Genomic DNA, 17,333 nt, shown 5'->3' with positions numbered 1-17,333 from the left:
TACACCTCGTCCGGGTGGCGGAATGGCAGACGCGCTAGCTTGAGGTGCTAGTGCCCTTTAACGGGCGTGGGGGTTCAAGTCCCCCCTCGGACACCATGCAGATCCCCGAGGTCGGTTCGCCGACCTCGGGGATTTTTTGTGCCTACGGCCGCCTTCCGGGCAGGCGCCACCAGGTTCCGCCTGTGGATTCATCGACGCGATGGGGTTGCAGGGACGCGGTTTCGGATGCATCGTGCCGCTGCCTTACGTCGCCACGTGAAGGGCGTCGCGAAGTCGCCCGCAGGCGGCTGGAGTTCAACGCCGTATCGAGCGGGTTCTTGCTTTCGGACCTGTGCTCGAGTCCCGCTTTTGGTGCACCCCTGACTGATAGCTTCGTGCGATCGGGCGGACACGTTCTGGTGGGTGAAGCCGCCAGGACCGGATGGACAGGTTCAACGACGGTGCATATTTCGCAGGTCCTCGACAAGGTCGACGCCGGAGACATCGCGCTTCCGGAGTTCCAGCGCGGCTATGTCTGGACGCGCGACCAGGTACGCGGCTTCTTCCAGTCGCTCTATCGCGGGTACCCCATCGGGGGCTTCTTGACCTGGAGCACCAAGGCCGAGGGCGTGCAGACGCGGGGCGGGGACTCGGGTCGGGACGGTTCCATCCACCTGCTGCTGGACGGTCAGCAGCGAGTCACCACGCTTTACGGAGTCACCCGCGGCAGAGCTCCGAGCTTTTTCGAGGGCAACGCCTCGGCGTTGACTGGACTGCACTTCAATCTTCAGACGGAGTCGTTCGAGTTCTACGCGCCGGCCAAGATGAAGGACAACCCGCTCTGGGTGGATGTCACCGCGCTTTTTCAGAGCGGACTCGCCAGTCAACTCATCGCCGTCACCCAGTTGGCGAACGGTGACGCCGGACTGCAGGTCGCCTACATCGAACGTCTCAACCGCATCACCCAGATAAAGGACCGCAGCGTCCACATCGACGAGGTGACCGGCGAGGACAAGACCATCGACGTGGTTGTCGAGATCTTCAACCGGGTGAACTCAGGTGGCACCAAGCTCTCTAAGGGTGACCTCGCCCTGGCCGCCATCTGCGCGGCGTGGCCGGCTGCCCGGCCGACCATGAATCGGGCTCTCCAGGACTGGTCGACCGCAGGTTTCGGTTTCAAGCTCGACTGGCTACTGCGCAATGTCAACGCCGTCATCACCGGTGAGGCCCAGTTCTCCAAGCTGGCCGACGTGGACGTCGCGGCGTTCCGGTCGGGGCTCGCTGAGACCATCGACGCCGTGTCCTATCTGCTCAACTCGCTCGGCGGACGGCTTGGGCTGGACCATGGTGCAGTCCTCAGCGGCCGCGGTGCTCTTCCGGTGATGAGTCGACTGCTCCGCGGTCACGGAGGCTCGTTCCCTGATGCCATGACGCGTGACCGACTCTTCTACTGGTACGTGCACAGCTTCCTCTGGGGCCGTCACACGGGTGCCACGGAGACCGTGCTCAACCAGGACTTGCAGGCACTCGACGAAGGCGGAGTCGATCAGCTGATCAACGTGCTGCGACGCAGCCGCGGGGGTCACCTCGCCGTCGCAGCGGACGACTTCGTCGGTTCCAGCATGGGCTCCCGCTTCTACCCGCTTCTCTACATGCTGACGCGGGTTCACGGCGCGCAGGACTTTGTCAGCGGAGTTCCGTTGCGGGATGGGATGCTCGGACGGCTCAGCTCACTTCAGGTGCACCATATTTTCCCCAAGGCCCTTCTCTATAAGCACGATTACAGCCGGGGCGAGGTGAACGCGGTCGCCAACTTCTGCTTCCTCACCCAGGACACGAACCTGAAGATCGGTGCGAAGGAGCCGGCGGAGTACCTCGAGGAGATCGAGTCGCGTATGCCCGGGGCACTGGCGACCCAGTGGATCCCGATGGACCGTGACTTGTGGAAGGTGTCAAGCTACCCGGAGTTCCTCGCGGCCCGGCGTGCTCTCCTGGCAGGTGCAGCAAACGATCTCCTCCAGGGTTTGCACGACGGCCCGTCCCTCGTGGCCTTGGCCGGCGCAGGTGAGTCGCTGACGGCAACGTCTTTCGCGGCTCCGTCCGGCATCTCGAAATCCGACCCTGTCGATGAGGTCCCCGGTCTGCGTGCGCTGCTGTCGGAAGTTCACGAAGCCGATCTGGCTGAACCGGAACTGGACAGCGAGGTCAGCGAACCCCGCTCTGGCGCTGCGATCACCGTGGCAGCCGCCCTCTGGCCGCAGGGGTTGCGAGCAGAAGGCGGCGTCCCGGTAGTCCTGGTCCCTGATACGAGTGAGGAAGAGCAGATTGCCCTTGAGGCTGCTGGCTACCGGATCTTCCACAGCACGGACGCGCTGCGGGCGTATGTCAGGAATCAATGTGCGGAGCAGTGAGTTCGTGGCCCTGGTGTAGGGATGAACCTGACCCGAGATTCGGTTCCGATCCAGGGGGCGCCTCAGGCCAATGCAGTTGCTTTTGGGGAGGTGACGGGGTCGGGGAAGACCGAGCTGTAGGTTCCCGCCACAAGGCTTACGGCTAGCCAGCAGGTCTCCGGCGTGTCAGGGGCGCCCGTACCCCGGTGTCTCAGTTCGGCATTTCCTGGAGGATGGTGCCGTGCTGACCTACTTCTACCGCGTCACCAAGTACGACCCCTCCGACCGCGACGAACACGGGTCCTACACCGGCCTGGAGGACGCCGTCAGCGATCACGGTGAGGTCGAGGCGGCCTATCTTCAGGCGGTCGCGGCATTCGCCAGGGACACCGGAATCGATCACTTGGTCGTACGCGAACCGGCAGTCCCCTCCCTGGCACACTTCGGCGTCGAGCCTCCGGTAGAGGGCTTTGGGCTGGATGGGCTCTTCCCATCCGGCCCGGCCGGCTTCCACGACGGGGCCGAAGTGTCGCTCGATATCGGGCTGGAACTGGTGCGGGCCATGCTGCGCGACAACGGCGCGTGGTGCAGGTTGGAGGTCGAGGACACCTTCGCGGCCCACGTGGGGTGGGACCAGTACCTCTACGTCAGCAGCAACCGGCCATGCGCGGAGGCGCTGGTCCGGACCAGCAAACTCGGGCTGTTCCCAGAACCCGTGGACGCTTCCCCCTACCGCTTCGAGGATGAGGGAGAAGGCATTCAGCGGCCCGGCGACGACGATTTCTGGGCTTGCCTGCACCGGGCCGTCCGTGACGGTGTCGCCGGAATCTTGGAAGAGACGTACCTCGAAGGCGCCACACGATGGCACCACCTCACCGACGACACCATCAGCGCAGTCCGCTCCGAACTGGCTCCCCGGGCCCGCCTGGAGGTATGGCCTCCCTTGTACCCCGATGTCGAAACCGTTCTGGGAGCACTCCCGGCCGAGGGCCTCATCGAAGGCGTCTGGCAAGACGACACCGGCCGCATCCTCAGCGCCATCGCCAACGAGGACGACTTCCTGGAGCTGACCGCGCGAATATCCAGAGCCCCCGCCGCCGCACTCCTGCCCGTTTACGCGGACGAACGTGTGCCTCTATTCACCGCTGTCATGCCTGACAACGACGGAGTCCTCCGGGCTCGCTGGCGGACCGAGCCGACACCGCACGACCGGCACTGGGCCCTCCACCATCACCAGGGGTAAGTACGGCGACCCACAGACCCACCAACACAACACAGAGCTTCCGATGTGCCATCGGAGTTCAGATTGTGCCGCGAAGTTCGAGGCCCTACGTGAGCACGGGTCTCCCCGCCCGCCGGTGCGACTTCACCTTCTTGGTCTGGTTGAGGGCCCAGCGGCCCGGCTCGACGGTCCCCCGTTTGGCGCGGGTCCGCAGCACGGGCCACCGGTTGGGCTTCTTGATCGCTCGGGGGCAGTTCCGGTCCCGGCGGGCCGGGAGCAAACGGCTGCGCGCCTCCTGCCCGGCCTCTGTGAGAGAGCGGGTGAGCTTGGCCGTGCTGGCCCCGAGCTGGGACGGAACGCTTCGGCGGATGATGCGGACGCACCTGAGGTAGGACACGCGGTCCGCGTCCACGGCGGGGGCGACGAGTGCTGCGGCGTGAGCGAACCGGCGGATCGCGTGGTGGACGGCAAGGTAGGCCCACAGCTCCTGTCGGACGCCTTCTGGCGTGCGGGACCGGATCGGCCCGCCAGAGCCCAGGTGGTTCTTGATCTCGTCGAAGGCCAGCTCGATCTCCCAGCGTTCCCGTCAGAGCGCGACCAGCTCGGCCGCCGGGTACTCCTCAGGGTCCAGCAGGGTCGTGCCGAGGAAGGCGGCCTTGTCGTCCTTCGTGAAGGTGATGACGCGGTAGATCGTTTGCTTGGGCAGGGTCCTGCCCTCCCGGGCGGCTCGGAGCCGGACCTCCTTGCCCGGACGCGCCATCGACAAGTACGAGCCGTCGGGAAGCTCCTCCTGGAGGGTGCCGAGGTGGTTGGACTGGAGCCTCACCAGCAGGTCCGCGTCTGTCGCGGAGAAGGCGTGGGCGAACTCGACCGACCAGAAGCCGCGGTCGGCGATCACCAGGTCCCCGGGGCCGGTGGAGCCGGCTAACTGGTAGGCGAGGCTGCGTTCGGCGTCGCGGGAGCCGGCGAGGCGGGCATCGATCACTCCGTGTGTTCCGATCTCGGCGAGGACCACGGCCCTCACCTGGGGGAATCCGAAGGGGAGGCCGCCCGTGCTGGAAGGCCCGTCGAAGGTGTCGCCGTTGCTCACCGAGTCGGGAAGGTCGAACTGGGTGCCGTCAAGAGCAAGCAGCCATAGCCCGCGCCACCATGCCCCGGGTGTGTCCGGAGTGGCGAGCGGACCGGCCACTTCCCTGAACAGGGTCTCCAGCACGCCCTCACCAAGCCGTGACCGCGCTCGGCACAACGACGACCGATTCACCCTGCCCAGGGCCTGGCTGCCCGGTATGCCGCTGGTCAGCACACGCAGCACCTCCTCGTACGACTCCCGGGCGAACAGGCACAGGGCCAAGACGAAGTACACGACCAGCCGCGCTGGCAGGAGACGGCGCCGCTGCTCGGCTCGGCCGTGCTTGGCTATCGCCGCGTCGACCAGCTCGGCGGTGAACACCTTCGTCAGGATCCCGATCCGCACGCGCTGCCCTGCTCCCCACCCCGTCACACCCAGGGCAACTGCCTCCACCCGCCAAAAGCAACTGCATTGGGCGCCTCAGGCCCCCGACTCCCACCACCAGACGCACGTGTCGCCCGGGACCGTCACCCGCCCCTCCGTGCCCTCGTCCAGAGGGGCGCTGGACAGGAGGACATCGGCGTCCCGGGGGAGGGGCTGGGGGGTGGGTGTCAGGTTGGTCAGGCAGTGGAAGCCGTCCGGGCGGGTGAAGCTCAGGACGCCGGGGTCCTCCTCGACCCAGGTCAGGGTCTCGGGGAGGTGGGTCAGCCGGGTCCGGCGCAGGGCCAGGGCCCTGCGGTAGAGGTTCAGGACCGAGTCCGGGTCGGCCTGTTGGGCGGCCACGGCGAGGCCGTCCCAGTCCGCCGGCTGGGGAAGCCACGGGGTGGCCGGCGTGCCCGCGGGGGAGAAGCCGAGCGAGGGCCCGTCGGCCGTCCAGGGCAGCGGGATACGGCAGCCGTCGCGGCCCCGGTCGGTGCCGCCGGAGCGGGCGAACGTGGGGTCCTGGAGCAGCTCGTCGGGCAGGTCCCGCACCTCGGGCAGGCCGAGCTCGTCGCCCTGGTACACGTAGACCCCGCCGGGCAGCGCCAGGGTGAGCAGGGCCGCGGCACGGGCCCGGCGGCGGCCCAGCTCCGTGTCGCTCGGGTCCAGCAGCCGCTTGTCGGACATGTCGAAGGACGTGTCCTCGCGGCCGTAGCGGGTGACGTGCCGGATGGTGTCGTGGTTGGCCAGGACCCAGGTCGGCGGGGCACCGACCGGCTCGTGCGCGGCGAGCGTGCCGTCGACCACGCGGCGCAGCGCCTCCGCGTCCCAGGGGCAGCACAGGATGTCGAAGTTGAACGCCGAGTGCAGCTCGTCGGGGCGCAGGTAGCGGGCGAACTGTTCGGCGGTGGGCAGCCACACCTCGCCGACGAAGGTGCGCTCCCCGTCGTAGGCGTCGAGGATCTTGCGCCAGGAGCGGTAGACCTCGTGGACGTCGTCGACGTCCTGGTACGGGAGATCGGCCGGGTCGGGGGCGGTGCCGACGTCCGGCAGGCCGGGCTTCTTGGCGAGGCCGTGGGCGACGTCGATCCGGAAGCCGTCGACCCCGCGGCGCAGCCAGAAGTGCAGGATGTCCTCGAACTCGGCCCGTACCGCCGGGTGTTCCCAGTTCAGGTCGGGTTGCTGCGGCGCGAACATGTGCAGGTACCAGTCGCCGGGGGTGCCGTCGGCCTCGACGACGCGGGTCCAGGCGGGGCCGCCGAAGTACGACTGCCAGTCGTTCGGCGGGAGTTCGCCGTGCTCGCCGCGTCCGGGCAGGAACCAGAAGCGGTCGCGCGCCGCCGATGCCGGGCTCCCGGCGAGTGCCTCCTGGAACCAGGGGTGCAGGTCGGAGCAGTGGTTGGGCACGAGGTCGACGATGACGCGCAGGCCCTGCGTGTGTGCCTCGCCGATCAGGGACTCGGCCTCGGCGAGGGTGCCGAAGACCGGGTCGATGTCCCGGTAGTCGGCGACGTCGTAGCCTCCGTCGGCCATGGGGGAGACGTACCAGGGGGTGAACCACAGGGCGTCCACGCCGAGTTCACGCAAGTACGGCAGCCGGTCGCGGGCGCCGGCCAGATCGCCGACGCCGTCGCCGTTGCCGTCGGCGAAGCTGCGGACGTAGATCTGGTAGATCGCGGCGTGTCGCCACCAGGGGGCGGCGGTGCGAGGCGCGCGCTCGGTCACGTGGACTCCTCTTCGTTGCTTGCTGCGTGTGCCGGGTGGAGCTGGGCGGGCCCGGCCCGCGGGGCGTTGCGACCGGGCCCGCGTAGTTGGGGGCTACCAGCCGGAGTTGCCGGAGCCGCGGTTGACGGTGAAGCCGCCGGCGAGGTCCAGGCCGCCGGACGCCGTGCCGGTCACGGTCACGCCGGAGAAGGTGCCGGAGCCCGCGGAGTCGATCTCGATGCCGTACGCACCGGTCCTGTCGACGGTGAGGTTGGCGACGGTGAGGTTGCTGACGGTCTTCTGGTAGGAGATGAGGACCGCGCTGTAGGTGGAGTCGAGGATGGTGTTGTCGGTGACGTTCACCGGGGCGCTGATGTCGGAGGCGTCGGCGTAGATCCACAGCGCGCCGAACCTGCTCTGCCAGTTCGGCTCGTAACCGCCCGTCCTGGTCAGGGTGTTGCGGGCGACGGTCGTGGTGCCGCCGAAGGGCAGCGGAGCGGGGTTGAAGTTGCGGGTGCTGATGGCGATGCCCGCGGAGGCGGTGACCGTGTCGGAGATCAGGTTGTCCTCGATGCGGTTGTCGCTGCCGCCGTAGATCGCCGCTCCGTTGGCGAGCAGGGGGACCTGGACGGTGTTGAAGCGGTAGACGCAGTCGGTGACGGCCTGGGCCTCGGAGAACATCGCGAGGGCGTCGTCCCCGGTGTTGCGGATGCTGGAGTTGGAGATCTCGGTGCCCGCGGTCCCCTTGTGGAGGTTGGATCCGTCGGCGAACGTGTCGCGGATGCGCAGCCCGCTCGCGTACAGGCCCGTGGTGGGGGCGTCGATCCAGAGGCCGACCTTGGTGTGTTCGATCCAGACGTTCTGGACGGTGGAGCCGCTGCCGAAGTCGCCCTCGACGGCCGTGTCGAAGCCGGCGTCGTCCCGGTAGGTGACGTCCCCGGAGATGCTGAGGTCCTGGACGGTGTTGGTGCCGCCCTGGCCGAACAGGCCGCCCTTGCCGTTCTTTCCGCGGAGCACGGTGTACCACTCGCCCGCGCCGCGCAGGGCGACGCCCGTGAGGTTCACGTGCCCGGAGATGTCGTACGTGCCGGTCGGCAGCCAGAGTCCCTTGCCCTGGCCCTTGGCGGTGCCGACGGCGGAGTTGAGCGCCGCGGTGTCGTCGGAGCCGTCGTCGGCGGTGACACCGAGCGTGGTGGCGGAGACGAATCCGGCGGGCATGGCGTACGCGACGGGCGCGGTCTCGGTCTCGACGAGGTCGAGGGTGTACGAGGAGGCCGTGTCCGTCGCGTCCTTCTGGAACTTGAGCACGGTTCCGGCGGGCAGGGTGCTCGCCAGCCGGACGTGTACCTCGTCGAAGAAGTGGTGCCCCGAGCCCTGCGAGGGGTCGTTCGAGTAGGGGTAACCGCCGTACACCCAGCTGTACTTGGTGGTGAGGGTGAGGTCGCGGAGGTGGCTTCCGGCGGAGTACAGGCTCAGGGGTGCCTCGTACGCGGTGCCCGAGGCGTTGTCCGGGATCGAGTAGCGCAGGGTGAGGGCGTTGGCCGGCTTGGCGAGGGTGAACTGGACGTACTCACCGGTCTGGTCGAGGACGACCGCCTTGCGGCCCGAGGCCTCCGACGCGATCTTCAGGTAGGTGCGGTCGGGTCCCGTGACCGAGCCGTTGGTGCTGCCGCTCTCGGCCTCGTAGGTGGTGTACGGGACGGTGGCGCCGCGGGTGGCGTTCGCGGTGGCCGCGGTGATGTTCAGGCCGTCCAGCTGGAGGTTGCCGTTGTCCCCCGATTCCTTGCGCAGGGTCAGGTTGTTGAGGCCGGCGCGCAGGGGTGCGTCGGTCGTCAGGGTCTGCCAGGCGCCGGAGGTGGCGGGCAGCGAGAGCCGGCGGATGATGAGGCCGTTGGCGACCAGGGTGATCGTCGCGGCGGTGGCGTCGGGTGTCCGGTAGCGCACGTCGAAGGAGGCGGTCTTCGCGTCGGCGGAGTCGACGGCGAAGGCCGCGCGGGCGCCGGTGGTGCCGAACCCGGTGAGGTATCCGCTGCCGGTGTGGCCCGCCACGGAGGAGGCTTTGGCGGGGCCGCCGGAGGCGAACGCGTTCTCCGCCTCGTGCGTCACGCTGCCCGTGGGGGCGGTGGGCGTGGTGGGCGTGACGTTGTCGAGGTTGATGTTCCCGCTGTCGGAGGACGTGAACGTCAACGCGACGGTGTTGGCGCCCTTCTGGTAGGTCAGGGCCTCGTCGGTGGTGGACCAGGTGTCCCAGTTCGCGGTCGCGGGGAGGCTGATCTGGCGGACCTTGCCGCCGTTGACGTACAGGCTGAGCGTCATTCCGGCGGTGGTGCCGTTGGCGTACCGGATCTTGAGGGAGCCGCTGCCCGCCACCGCCGAGGAGATGCTGAACGACGTGGACGCGGTGCCCTTGTGGGTGTCGGTGTAGCCCCCGACGTAGCCGGTGCCGGTGTGGCCGGGGTGTTCGGTCTCGGCGACGGCCCCGCCGGAGAGGGTGGCCGACTCGGCTTCCAGGGTCGTGGACGCGGCGTGCGCCCGGGTGGCGGAGACCGCGCAGAGCAGCGCGGCCAGCAGGGCGAGGAGCAAGGGGGGAACGAGGAGTCGGGTGCGGATTCCCGGTGATCGTGACATGGCGATCTGTCCTTCCGTCGGGGGCGGCTCGCCCGTGGGGGTTCGGCTCGGACGGGAACGGGGCCGCCCGGTCGCGGGCGGCGTCGTGCTGGGGAGGTGGTCCGGGTGGGTCGGCGCGGAGACGTGCCGGTGGTGGCGGGGTGCCGGCGTCAGCCTTTGAGGCTGCCCGCGGTCAGGCCCGTGATGATGTGGCGCTGGAAGACGAGGAAGAGCACCAGCAGGGGGACGGAGGCCATCACCATTCCGGCGAGGAGCTGGTTGGCGGGCATGAACTCCGCGAGGCGGCCCAGGGCGACGGTGATCGGCTGCTTCGACGGCTCGGGCAGCACGAGCATCGGCCAGAGGAAGTCCTTCCAGACGCCGACCACCGCGAAGATGGAGACGACGGCCAGGACCGGACGGGACAGCGGCAGCACGATCGAGACGAGGACGCGGACCGGTCCCGCGCCGTCGATGCGCGCCGAGTCGAGGAGTTCGCCCGGGATCTGGTCGAAGAACCGCTTCAGGATGAAGATGTTGAAGGCGTTGGCCGCCGCCGGGAGCCAGATCGCGAAGGGCGTGTTGATGAGGTTGACGTGTACGAGGGGCACGTCGGTCACGGTCAGATAGGTCGGTACGAGCAGCGCCGACACCGGCAGCATCAGGGTCGCCAGCATCATCCCGAGGACGATGTCGCCGAGGGCCGGGCGCAGTTTGGACAGGGCGTAGGCGGCGGACACGTCGATGACGAGCTGGAACAGCCAGGCGCCGAGGGCGAGCAGCAGGGTGTTGAGGAAGTAGGTGCCGAGGCCCACGTTGGTCCACGCGTCGGCGTAGGCCTCGGGATGCCAGGTGTGGGGCAGCAGCGTCGGGTTCGGGTCGGCGAGTTCCGCCGAGGACTTCAGCGCGCCGGTCGCCATCCAGTAGAGCGGGAAGACGAAGGCGAGGGTGAAGCCGGTCAGGGTGAGGGCGAGGACGGTGCGGTAGAGGATCCTGCCGGTCCGGCGGGACATCTCGGTGGGTGCGATCAGGGTGCGTTCGGCGGTGCCGGCCATGTCGGTTCCTCTCAGCCCTTGGTCCGGGTCAGCCGGAGATAGACGGCCGCGAAGGTGCCGAGCACCACGAAGAGCACGGTGCTCATGGCGCTGGCCATGCCGAAGTCGTTGTAGATGAACGCGTAGCGGTACAGCAGGAGCAGGACGGTGACCGTCGCGTCGTCGGGGCCGCCGCCGGTGAGGACGTAGGGCTCGATGAAGACCTGCATCGTCCCGATGACCTGGAGCAGCAGCGTGATCATCAGGATGAACCGCATCTGCGGCAGGGTGACGTGCCACAGACGCTGCCGGATGGACGCGCCGTCGATCTCCGCCGCCTCGTACAGCTCGCCGGGGATGCCGCCGAGCGCCGCCAGGTAGATCAGTGTGGTGGTGCCCATGTTGGCCCAGGTCGAGACGAGGACCAGCGAGACCATCGCGAGGTTCTCGGACTCCAGCCACTGTTGCGCCGGCAGGTGCACGAGTTCCAGCGCGTTGTTGAAGAGGCCGGGGCCGGGATCGTAGAACCAGCGCCACAGCAGCATCGTCACGATCGGCGGGAGCATCACCGGCAGGTAGACGGTCATTCTCAAGTAGGCGCGCCCGTGCCGGAGTTCGTTCAGCACGACCGCGGCAAGGAAGGGGGCCGCGAAGCCGAAGACCAGCGCGAGCAGGGTGAAGCAGCCGGTGTTGCGCCACGCGGTGACGAACAGGGGGTCCTCGAAGAGCCGCCGGAAGTTGTCCCAGCCCACCCACTCGGCGGGCTGCGCGAACGTGACCTGCTGGAAGCCGAGCAGCCAGCCGCGGACGATCGGGTACCAGGAGAACACTGCGAAGCAGAGCACACCCGCGGTCAGGAACGCGTACGCGACGAGGTTCTCGCGGAGGCGCCGACGCCGCCGGGACGGGCTCGCCCCGCCCGGCGCGGGCGGACCCGCGTTCTTCCGGGCGGGCGGCGGTGCCGTCGGAGTGGGCTTCTGCCGTGCGGAGTTCGGGGTGGGAGTGAGGGGCTGCACGGTCATGTCACTTGACCGTGGCGAGTATCGAGTCGACCTTCTTCGCGGCGTCGCCCAGCAGCTGGTCGATGTCCGCGTTCTCCCGGGTGAGCACCGCCTGCATGACGCTGTCGAGGACGGTGTAGATCTGCTGGGCGTTCGGCGGTTCGACCTTCTGCGCCAGACCGCTGTTGCGTGCCATGAACGGCTTGTAGTTCTCCTGCGGGACGGTGGCGTACCGCGCGTGGACCGCGTCCACCTCGGCCTGCGTCGCGGCCGTGTAGAGCCGGTCGAGCGGAAGGCCGATGGGCACGTCACCGCCCTTGGAGCGCTTGTCGTCGTGCTCGGCGCGGTCGGGGTTGAGATACTTCCACTGGATCCACTGGACACCGGCCCTGATCTTCTCCGGTGAGGCCTTCGGGTTGAACATGAAGCCGTTGCCGCCGCCCAGGGTCGCGGTGCCGGGCATGGCGGCGACGCCGAACTCGGCGTACTCGCGCTCGAACTGCTTGACGATGGTGGGGATGTTGTCGGGACCCGCCATGTAGATGCCGAGCTTCCCGGAGCCCATCAGCTTCTGGACGTCCTCGATCTGGAGCAATTGCCGGGTGCCCATGGTGCGGTCGGTCCAGCGCATGTCGTGCAGATGGGTCAGCGCCTGCCGCCCGGCGTCACTGTCGAACGCGGCCTTCCACCGCCCCCCTCGGCGGGTGGCGATGTCTCCGCCGAGCGAGTACACCCACGACGTGAGGTGCCAGCCGCCCTGGTTGTTCTTGCTGTAGTCGGCGTAGCCCACGATGCCGTCGCCGAGGGCGGTGATCCGCCGAGCCGCCTCGCGGACCTCCTCCCAGGTGGTCGGCGGCTTGTCGGGGTCGAGGCCGGCCTTCTTGAACAGGTCGCGGTTGTAGATCAGTCCGAGGGAGTACTGCCCGTTCGGGAGGCCGTAGATCTTGCCGTCGGGTCCGGTGAAGACCTTCTTGAACGCGGGAGCGACGTCCTCGACGTACGGAACTCCCTTGAGGTACGGGGTGATGTCGGCGCCCTGACGGCGCTGGATGAGGCCGGAGGGGTCGGTGAAGTAGACGTAGTAGACGTCCTCCAGCTGGCCGCCCGCGAGCTTGGCCGAGAAGGTCTTGGGGTCCATGTAGCCCTCGCGGGCGTCGATCCTGATGTTCGGGTGGCTCTTCTCGAAGTCCCTGACGTCCTGCTCGTACCACTTGCGGTCGACGGGCTGCGTCTTCGGCGGCATGCCGTTCACGGAGATCGTCACCTTGCCGCCCTTCCCCTCGGACGACGAGGAGCCGCCGCATGCGGAGAGTCCGAGAGCGAGCGTCGAGGCGATACCCGCACCGACGAAGCCACGGCGGGAAAGAGAGTCGGCCATACGATCAGCGCCTTCCTGAAGTGAGCCCGGGGACGCCGGTTCCCGGGCAGCAGCGATGACGCAGACCGTAAAAGCTGTCACGCAAATCGTCAATGAAAGTACGCAAAAAATTGATCGTACTGACGAAGTCGTCTGACGCGACGTCGTCAGCGGGGGCGGGCGGCGGTCGATCCGCGCACGATCAACTCCGTCCCGAAGAGCAGGGGTTCGGCCGGCGGCGCCTGCCCGTTGAGCTGGGTGACGAGAGCGGTGATCGCCGCGTCGGCCATCGCCTGCACCGGCTGCCGGGCGGTCGTCAGGGGCGGATCGGTGGCGACCATGAACAGCGAGTCGTCGAACCCCACGACGGAGAAGTCGTCCGGCACCGCCAGGCCCTGGCGACGCGCTCCGCGGATCACGCCGAGCGCCAGGGCATCGCTCGCGCACACCACCGCGGTGACGCCCTGGGCGGCGAGTTGGGGCACCGCCGTGGCGCCGCCCTCCATCGAGAACATCGTGTGCGCCACCCAGCCGTGCCACTCCTCGGGCGGCACCCCGCGGGCCCGCCAGAAGGCCGCGTACCCGGCGAGCTTCCTGGCCGAGGGGACGTGCCCGATCGGTCCCGCGACCAGGCCGATCCGCTCGTGCCCCAGGGCGGTGAGGTGCGTCAACGCCTGTTCGGCGGCCTGTGTGTCGTCCGCCGAGACCTGCGCCAGGCCGCGGTTCTCGTCGGCCGCGTTGATGAGGACCAGCGGGATCCTGCGGTCGCGCAGCGCCCTGCTCTGCTCGGGTCCGGCGTCGGCGTAACTGGACCCGACGAAGACGATGCCGCCGATGTTCTGCCCCAACAGCCGCTGGATGTAATGCGCTTCGGAGGACCCGTCCGCGGTGCGGGTGCAAAGGACGGGTATCAGCCCCTGCTTGTTGAGGCGTCCGGCGAGCGCCTCCGTGAACGCGGGGAACACGGGGTTCTGCAGCTCGGGCACCACCAGGCCGACCAGCGGCGCGCGTTCGCTCCGGCCGGCCGCGGGGCGCTCCAGGCCGAGCACGTCGAACGCCCTGAGCACCTTGTCCCGGGTGGCCGGCGCCACGACCGAACTCCCGCTCGCCACCCGGCGGACGGTCACTTCACTGACGCCGGCGAACGCGGCCACCTCGGAGAGTCTCGTTGTCACACGGGTACTGTACAACCGTGTCCGCAAAACTGAATCAGATCAACGCAAGAAAGTGACAGCAATGCCGTGCGGGTGATCGGGCCGGTGATCCGGGCGGGGCCGCACCCGGTCGGGCGGTCAACGGGCCGTCGAAAGGCGGCCGTCGGGCGGTCGACGGCCGCCGGCGAACGGATCCCGAGGGGCCCTCGGAGCCGCGTCCCCGTTCACGGCCCGCGGTACGGGTAGAACCGAGCCATGGCGCTTGAAAGGTTCATCGGCATCGACCTCGCCTGGGCCCTCGGCGGGGGCCGGGCCCGGCCGTACGAGACGGGTGTCGCCGTCATCGACGCACGGGGCGAGGTCATCGACTGCGGCTGGACGCGGGGGGTCGACGAGACGGCTGACCGGATCGCGTCGGTGGCGGGGGACGGTTCGTCGTCCCTCGCCTTCGTCGACGCCCCGCTCGTGGTGGACAACCCGTCCGGGCAGCGGCCCTGCGAGCGGGAGGTGGGCCGACGCTACGGACGCTGGAAGGTGAGCGCGAACAGCACGAACCTGGCGTCCCCGCGGGCGGCCGGTGTGCTGCTCCTCGAACGGCTGCGATCGGCGGGCTGGAGGTACGACGACGGCCGGGGCGGCCCGCCGGGCGACGGGGGCGCGCTGTCCGAGTGCTACCCGTACACGACACTGGTGGGCGCGCCCGAGCTGGGTTACCCGCTGCAGCGGCCCACGTACAAGCGGCGTCCCGCGAGCGTGCCGACGGCGCGTTGGCGCGCGGTCCGGGCGCAGGTCTGCGACGAGCTGATCGCCCGCCTGGCGGCCCTTGCGACGGCTGACCCTCCGCTGCGGCTCACGTCGCACCCGGTCGCGCGCCGTCTGCTCGACGAGCCGACGCCCGAGGCGGCCGGAGCGTACAAGCACCGCGAGGACCTCATCGACGCGCTGCTGTGCGCGTGGACGGCCTCCCTGTGGGCCCGCCACGGACTGACGCGCTGCCAGGTGCTCGGTCCGGGTGAATCCGACCTCCGGGTTCCCGGGGCAGACGTGGCCACGATCATCGCGCCCGCCCGGACGGAGCAGCGCAGGGACGACACCCGTCGGTGAACGCGAAGGCGATGCCGGTGGCGGGTCGGACCGGCCTCCGTGGTGGCCGGCTGCGGTCCGTCGCCTCCCGTGCGGGGTCGGCGCCCACGCGCCGAGGGGCACGGCCGGGCGGCTCCGGCCATCTGGACAGGAACCGCCGACGGTTCAAGAATGCTGGTTACTGGATACCGTATGCACCATGGTGTACGTGCGTTCGCGCGACGGCCCTCCGCCCCCGGACGGTGGCTCACGAGCCGTCCAGCGGGGCCGCTGGCCGCCGCCGCAGACGCCGGTCCACAGGTCGGAGAAGCCGGCAGGCCCACACGCCGGCCGCCGTTCGGCCCGGTGACGCGTGCCTGTGGCGTCGTCGCGTGGGCATGCTCACCGACGCGGTACTCCTTTCGAACCCTGACCGGAGTGAGGTAGCCCAGCATGACTTCAGCACCCCGACTCGCCTCGTCCATCGACGCTCCCCCCGGTGACGGCTCGGTCATCGACCGCCTCGTGGCGGCCAACCGCGCCTATGCCGCCGGGTTCGTCGACCCGGGCATGGGCGCCCGGCCCGTCCTGCGGGTCGCCGTCGTGGCCTGCATGGACGCCCGGATCGATCTGCACGCCGCGCTCGGTCTCGAACTGGGCGACTGTCACACCGTGCGCAACGCCGGCGGGGTCGTCACCGACGACACCATCCGGTCCCTGACGATCAGTCAACGCGCCCTCGGTACACGCAGCGTGATACTGATCCACCACACCGGATGCGGTCTGCAGACCCTGACCGAGGAGTTCCGGCACGAGCTGGAGATGGAGGTCGGGCAGCGGCCGGCCTGGGCGGTGGAAGCCTTCCGCGACGTGGACCAGGACGTACGGCAGTCGATGCAGCGGGTGCGGACCTCGCCGTTCCTGCCGCACACCGACGACGTGCGCGGCTTCGTCTTCGACGTCACCACGGGGCTGCTGCGGGAGATCGACCCCGGGGCCTGAGCCGCCCCTTCGCCCGTCCGTCCCCGCGGCGCCCGTCCCCGTGGACCGGCCCGGGTCCCCGTCCGGCTGTCCGTCCTGACGTCGCCCGGGGCTCCCGTGCGGGCGTCCTGTCCCGCCGTCGCCCGACGGCTCTCCGTGGCGGGCCGGCCACCTCGCTGCGCCTCCCCCCACGTACGCGCCGGGGGAGGCCGGCGCCTGGCGCGGCCCGATTCCCGCGCCTCGTCCTCTGGCGCGCTCCGATGATGAACGGCATACTGTATGCAATTCCTGCGGAGGGGTATCCCCTGACGTTCCCGTGGGAGGCCGGTCCGGTGTCCAGAAGGGGGTCACCCCGTGTCGTACCGCAGTTCGCTCTCCGCTGTCCTCGCCGATGTCGTCGCGCCCGCCGCCGAAGTGACCGGCGGGCAGGGCCGGTTCCCGCGTGCGGCCGTGACGGCCCTCGGTCGCGCGGGGCTGCTCGGACTCACCGCTCCCGCGGCCGACGGCGGTGGCGGTCGGGGGAGCGCGGAGGCCGCCGAGGTGGTGGCCCGCACGGCCTCGGTCTGCCCGGCGACCGCCACCGTGCTCACCTCCCACTTCGCCGCCGTCGCCGCCCTGGGGATGTACGGGAGCGCCTGGCTGCGGGGCGAGATCGCCGCCGGACGGCACCTCGCCACGCTGGCCCTCGGGGAGGGCGGCCCCGGTGGGAGTGGCCTTGCCGGGGAAAGGGCGGATGGGTGGCCCCTGCTGCCGGGGGAGGGCGGGGCGACCGCCGTCCGCCGCGGTGATGTCGTCTCCCTGCGGGCCCGCAGGCGGGGCGTGGTCGCCGCGGGCGAGGCGGACGGCTATCTCTGGCTGTCCGAGGCCCTGGAGCCATCTCGGCCGACCGAGCCGCAGGTTCCGTCGGGGTCCTCCCGGCGGCTCGCGGGCGGGGGTGGTGGGACCCTGTGGCTCGTTCCGGCGCACGCCTCCGACCTGTTCGTCCCCGCGAGACCCTGTGGCGGCGGCCCCAGCGGCAGCGGGACCTCGACGGTGTGCGCCGATCCGGTGCTCGTTCCGGCCGACGCGATGCTCGGACCGGACGGCGCGGGGCTGGACATCGTTCTCGGCGTCGTGCGGCCATGGCTGCTGGAACTGACGGACGCGATGGCCGCCGTGATGCCGCGGGACGACGAAGTGCTGTCCGGGCAGGCGCGGTTCGCGGACGCGTCCTCCGAAGGCGGCGGGCCGGAGGATGCGCGCTCGGGCGACGGCCGGTCCATGGACGGCCGGTCCGGTGGCGCGGGTTCAGGAGACGGCGACCTCCGCGCGTGCCGCCCCGCCGGAACCCTGGCGGCGACGTGAACACGGCAC

Annotated in this window: 13 protein-coding genes and 1 tRNA gene; 6 read left to right on the top strand and 8 right to left on the bottom strand. The window is 69.7% G+C overall.

Features of this window, described 5'->3' with window-relative positions:
• The first annotated feature begins 8 nt into the window (after positions 1 to 8).
• From ACIRQH_RS33410 to ACIRQH_RS33400, 3 genes are all read left to right on the top strand, one after another.
• Positions 9 to 96 (top strand) — tRNA-Leu (locus tag ACIRQH_RS33410).
• Positions 97 to 440: 344 nt separating this feature from the next.
• A complete protein-coding gene (locus ACIRQH_RS33405) occupies positions 441 to 2,390 on the top strand; it encodes a DUF262 domain-containing protein (protein WP_404228521.1) in 1,950 nt (649 codons plus the stop codon).
• A 220-nt stretch (positions 2,391 to 2,610) separates the two neighbouring features.
• Positions 2,611 to 3,612: an RNA-binding protein gene (locus ACIRQH_RS33400; protein WP_388875658.1), complete on the top strand. Its 1,002-nt coding sequence runs from the start codon at positions 2,611 to 2,613 to the stop codon at positions 3,610 to 3,612.
• An 85-nt stretch (positions 3,613 to 3,697) separates the two neighbouring features.
• Here the strand turns inward: ACIRQH_RS33400 and ACIRQH_RS33395 are convergent, their stop codons facing one another.
• The 8 genes from ACIRQH_RS33395 to ACIRQH_RS33360 form a co-directional block, all read right to left on the bottom strand.
• A complete protein-coding gene (locus tag ACIRQH_RS33395) occupies positions 3,698 to 3,988 on the bottom strand; it encodes a hypothetical protein (RefSeq protein ID WP_404228518.1) in 291 nt (96 codons plus the stop codon).
• Positions 3,989 to 4,177: 189 nt separating this feature from the next.
• The gene (locus ACIRQH_RS33390) at positions 4,178 to 5,065 is read right to left on the bottom strand and encodes an IS4 family transposase (RefSeq protein ID WP_404228514.1); all 888 of its coding nucleotides are present in this window, start codon (positions 5,063 to 5,065) and stop codon (positions 4,178 to 4,180) included.
• 75 nt (positions 5,066 to 5,140) lie between these two features.
• Positions 5,141 to 6,805 (bottom strand): glycoside hydrolase family 13 protein, encoded by a 1,665-nt coding sequence (locus ACIRQH_RS33385; RefSeq protein ID WP_404228511.1) that lies wholly within the window; start codon positions 6,803 to 6,805, stop codon positions 5,141 to 5,143.
• 93 nt (positions 6,806 to 6,898) lie between these two features.
• Positions 6,899 to 9,412 (bottom strand): CBM35 domain-containing protein, encoded by a 2,514-nt coding sequence (locus ACIRQH_RS33380; RefSeq protein ID WP_404228509.1) that lies wholly within the window; start codon positions 9,410 to 9,412, stop codon positions 6,899 to 6,901.
• 149 nt (positions 9,413 to 9,561) lie between these two features.
• A complete protein-coding gene (locus ACIRQH_RS33375) occupies positions 9,562 to 10,446 on the bottom strand; it encodes a carbohydrate ABC transporter permease (protein ID WP_358821839.1) in 885 nt (294 codons plus the stop codon).
• 11 nt (positions 10,447 to 10,457) lie between these two features.
• Positions 10,458 to 11,447, bottom strand: coding sequence for a carbohydrate ABC transporter permease (locus ACIRQH_RS33370; RefSeq protein WP_388875646.1), 990 nt, complete (start codon positions 11,445 to 11,447; stop codon positions 10,458 to 10,460).
• 1 nt (position 11,448) lies between these two features.
• On the bottom strand, positions 11,449 to 12,804 hold the full coding sequence (locus ACIRQH_RS33365; RefSeq protein WP_388875643.1) for an extracellular solute-binding protein: 1,356 nt from the start codon (positions 12,802 to 12,804) through the stop codon (positions 11,449 to 11,451).
• 146 nt (positions 12,805 to 12,950) lie between these two features.
• Positions 12,951 to 13,958, bottom strand: a complete 1,008-nt coding sequence (locus ACIRQH_RS33360) for a LacI family DNA-binding transcriptional regulator (RefSeq protein WP_358821837.1) — start codon at positions 13,956 to 13,958, stop codon at positions 12,951 to 12,953.
• 234 nt (positions 13,959 to 14,192) lie between these two features.
• On the opposite strand from ACIRQH_RS33360, the gene ACIRQH_RS33355 reads away from it, so the two are divergent.
• The 3 genes from ACIRQH_RS33355 (at position 14,193) to ACIRQH_RS33345 (ending at position 17,324) form a co-directional block, all read left to right on the top strand.
• The gene (locus ACIRQH_RS33355; protein WP_404228504.1) at positions 14,193 to 15,041 is read left to right on the top strand and encodes a DUF429 domain-containing protein; all 849 of its coding nucleotides are present in this window, start codon (positions 14,193 to 14,195) and stop codon (positions 15,039 to 15,041) included.
• A 411-nt stretch (positions 15,042 to 15,452) separates the two neighbouring features.
• The gene (locus tag ACIRQH_RS33350) at positions 15,453 to 16,001 is read left to right on the top strand and encodes a beta-class carbonic anhydrase (RefSeq protein ID WP_404228501.1); all 549 of its coding nucleotides are present in this window, start codon (positions 15,453 to 15,455) and stop codon (positions 15,999 to 16,001) included.
• Between the two features lie 333 nt (positions 16,002 to 16,334).
• Positions 16,335 to 17,324, top strand: a complete 990-nt coding sequence (locus ACIRQH_RS33345) for an acyl-CoA dehydrogenase family protein (protein WP_404228498.1) — start codon at positions 16,335 to 16,337, stop codon at positions 17,322 to 17,324.
• Positions 17,325 to 17,333 lie beyond the last annotated feature (9 nt).

This window comes from Streptomyces sp. NPDC102279, assembly GCF_044766365.1.
Classification (GTDB): Bacteria; Actinomycetota; Actinomycetes; order Streptomycetales; family Streptomycetaceae; genus Streptomyces.
The sequence above is the reverse complement of the archived record's forward strand: the minus strand, read 5'-3'. Positions and strand labels throughout refer to the sequence as shown.

Bases quoted from the DNA above. Each gene is read 5' to 3' on its own strand.
- ACIRQH_RS33370 (WP_388875646.1), bottom strand. From the start codon at position 11,447: ATGACCGTGCAGCCCCTCACTCCCACCCCGAACTCCGCACGGCAGAAG.
- ACIRQH_RS33375 (WP_358821839.1), bottom strand. From the start codon at position 10,446: ATGGCCGGCACCGCCGAACGCACCCTGATCGCACCCACCGAGATGTCC.
- ACIRQH_RS33380 (WP_404228509.1), bottom strand. From the start codon at position 9,412: ATGTCACGATCACCGGGAATCCGCACCCGACTCCTCGTTCCCCCCTTG.
- ACIRQH_RS33355 (WP_404228504.1), top strand. From the start codon at position 14,193: ATGGCGCTTGAAAGGTTCATCGGCATCGACCTCGCCTGGGCCCTCGGC.
- ACIRQH_RS33350 (WP_404228501.1), top strand. From the start codon at position 15,453: ATGACTTCAGCACCCCGACTCGCCTCGTCCATCGACGCTCCCCCCGGT.
- ACIRQH_RS33365 (WP_388875643.1), bottom strand. From the start codon at position 12,804: ATGGCCGACTCTCTTTCCCGCCGTGGCTTCGTCGGTGCGGGTATCGCC.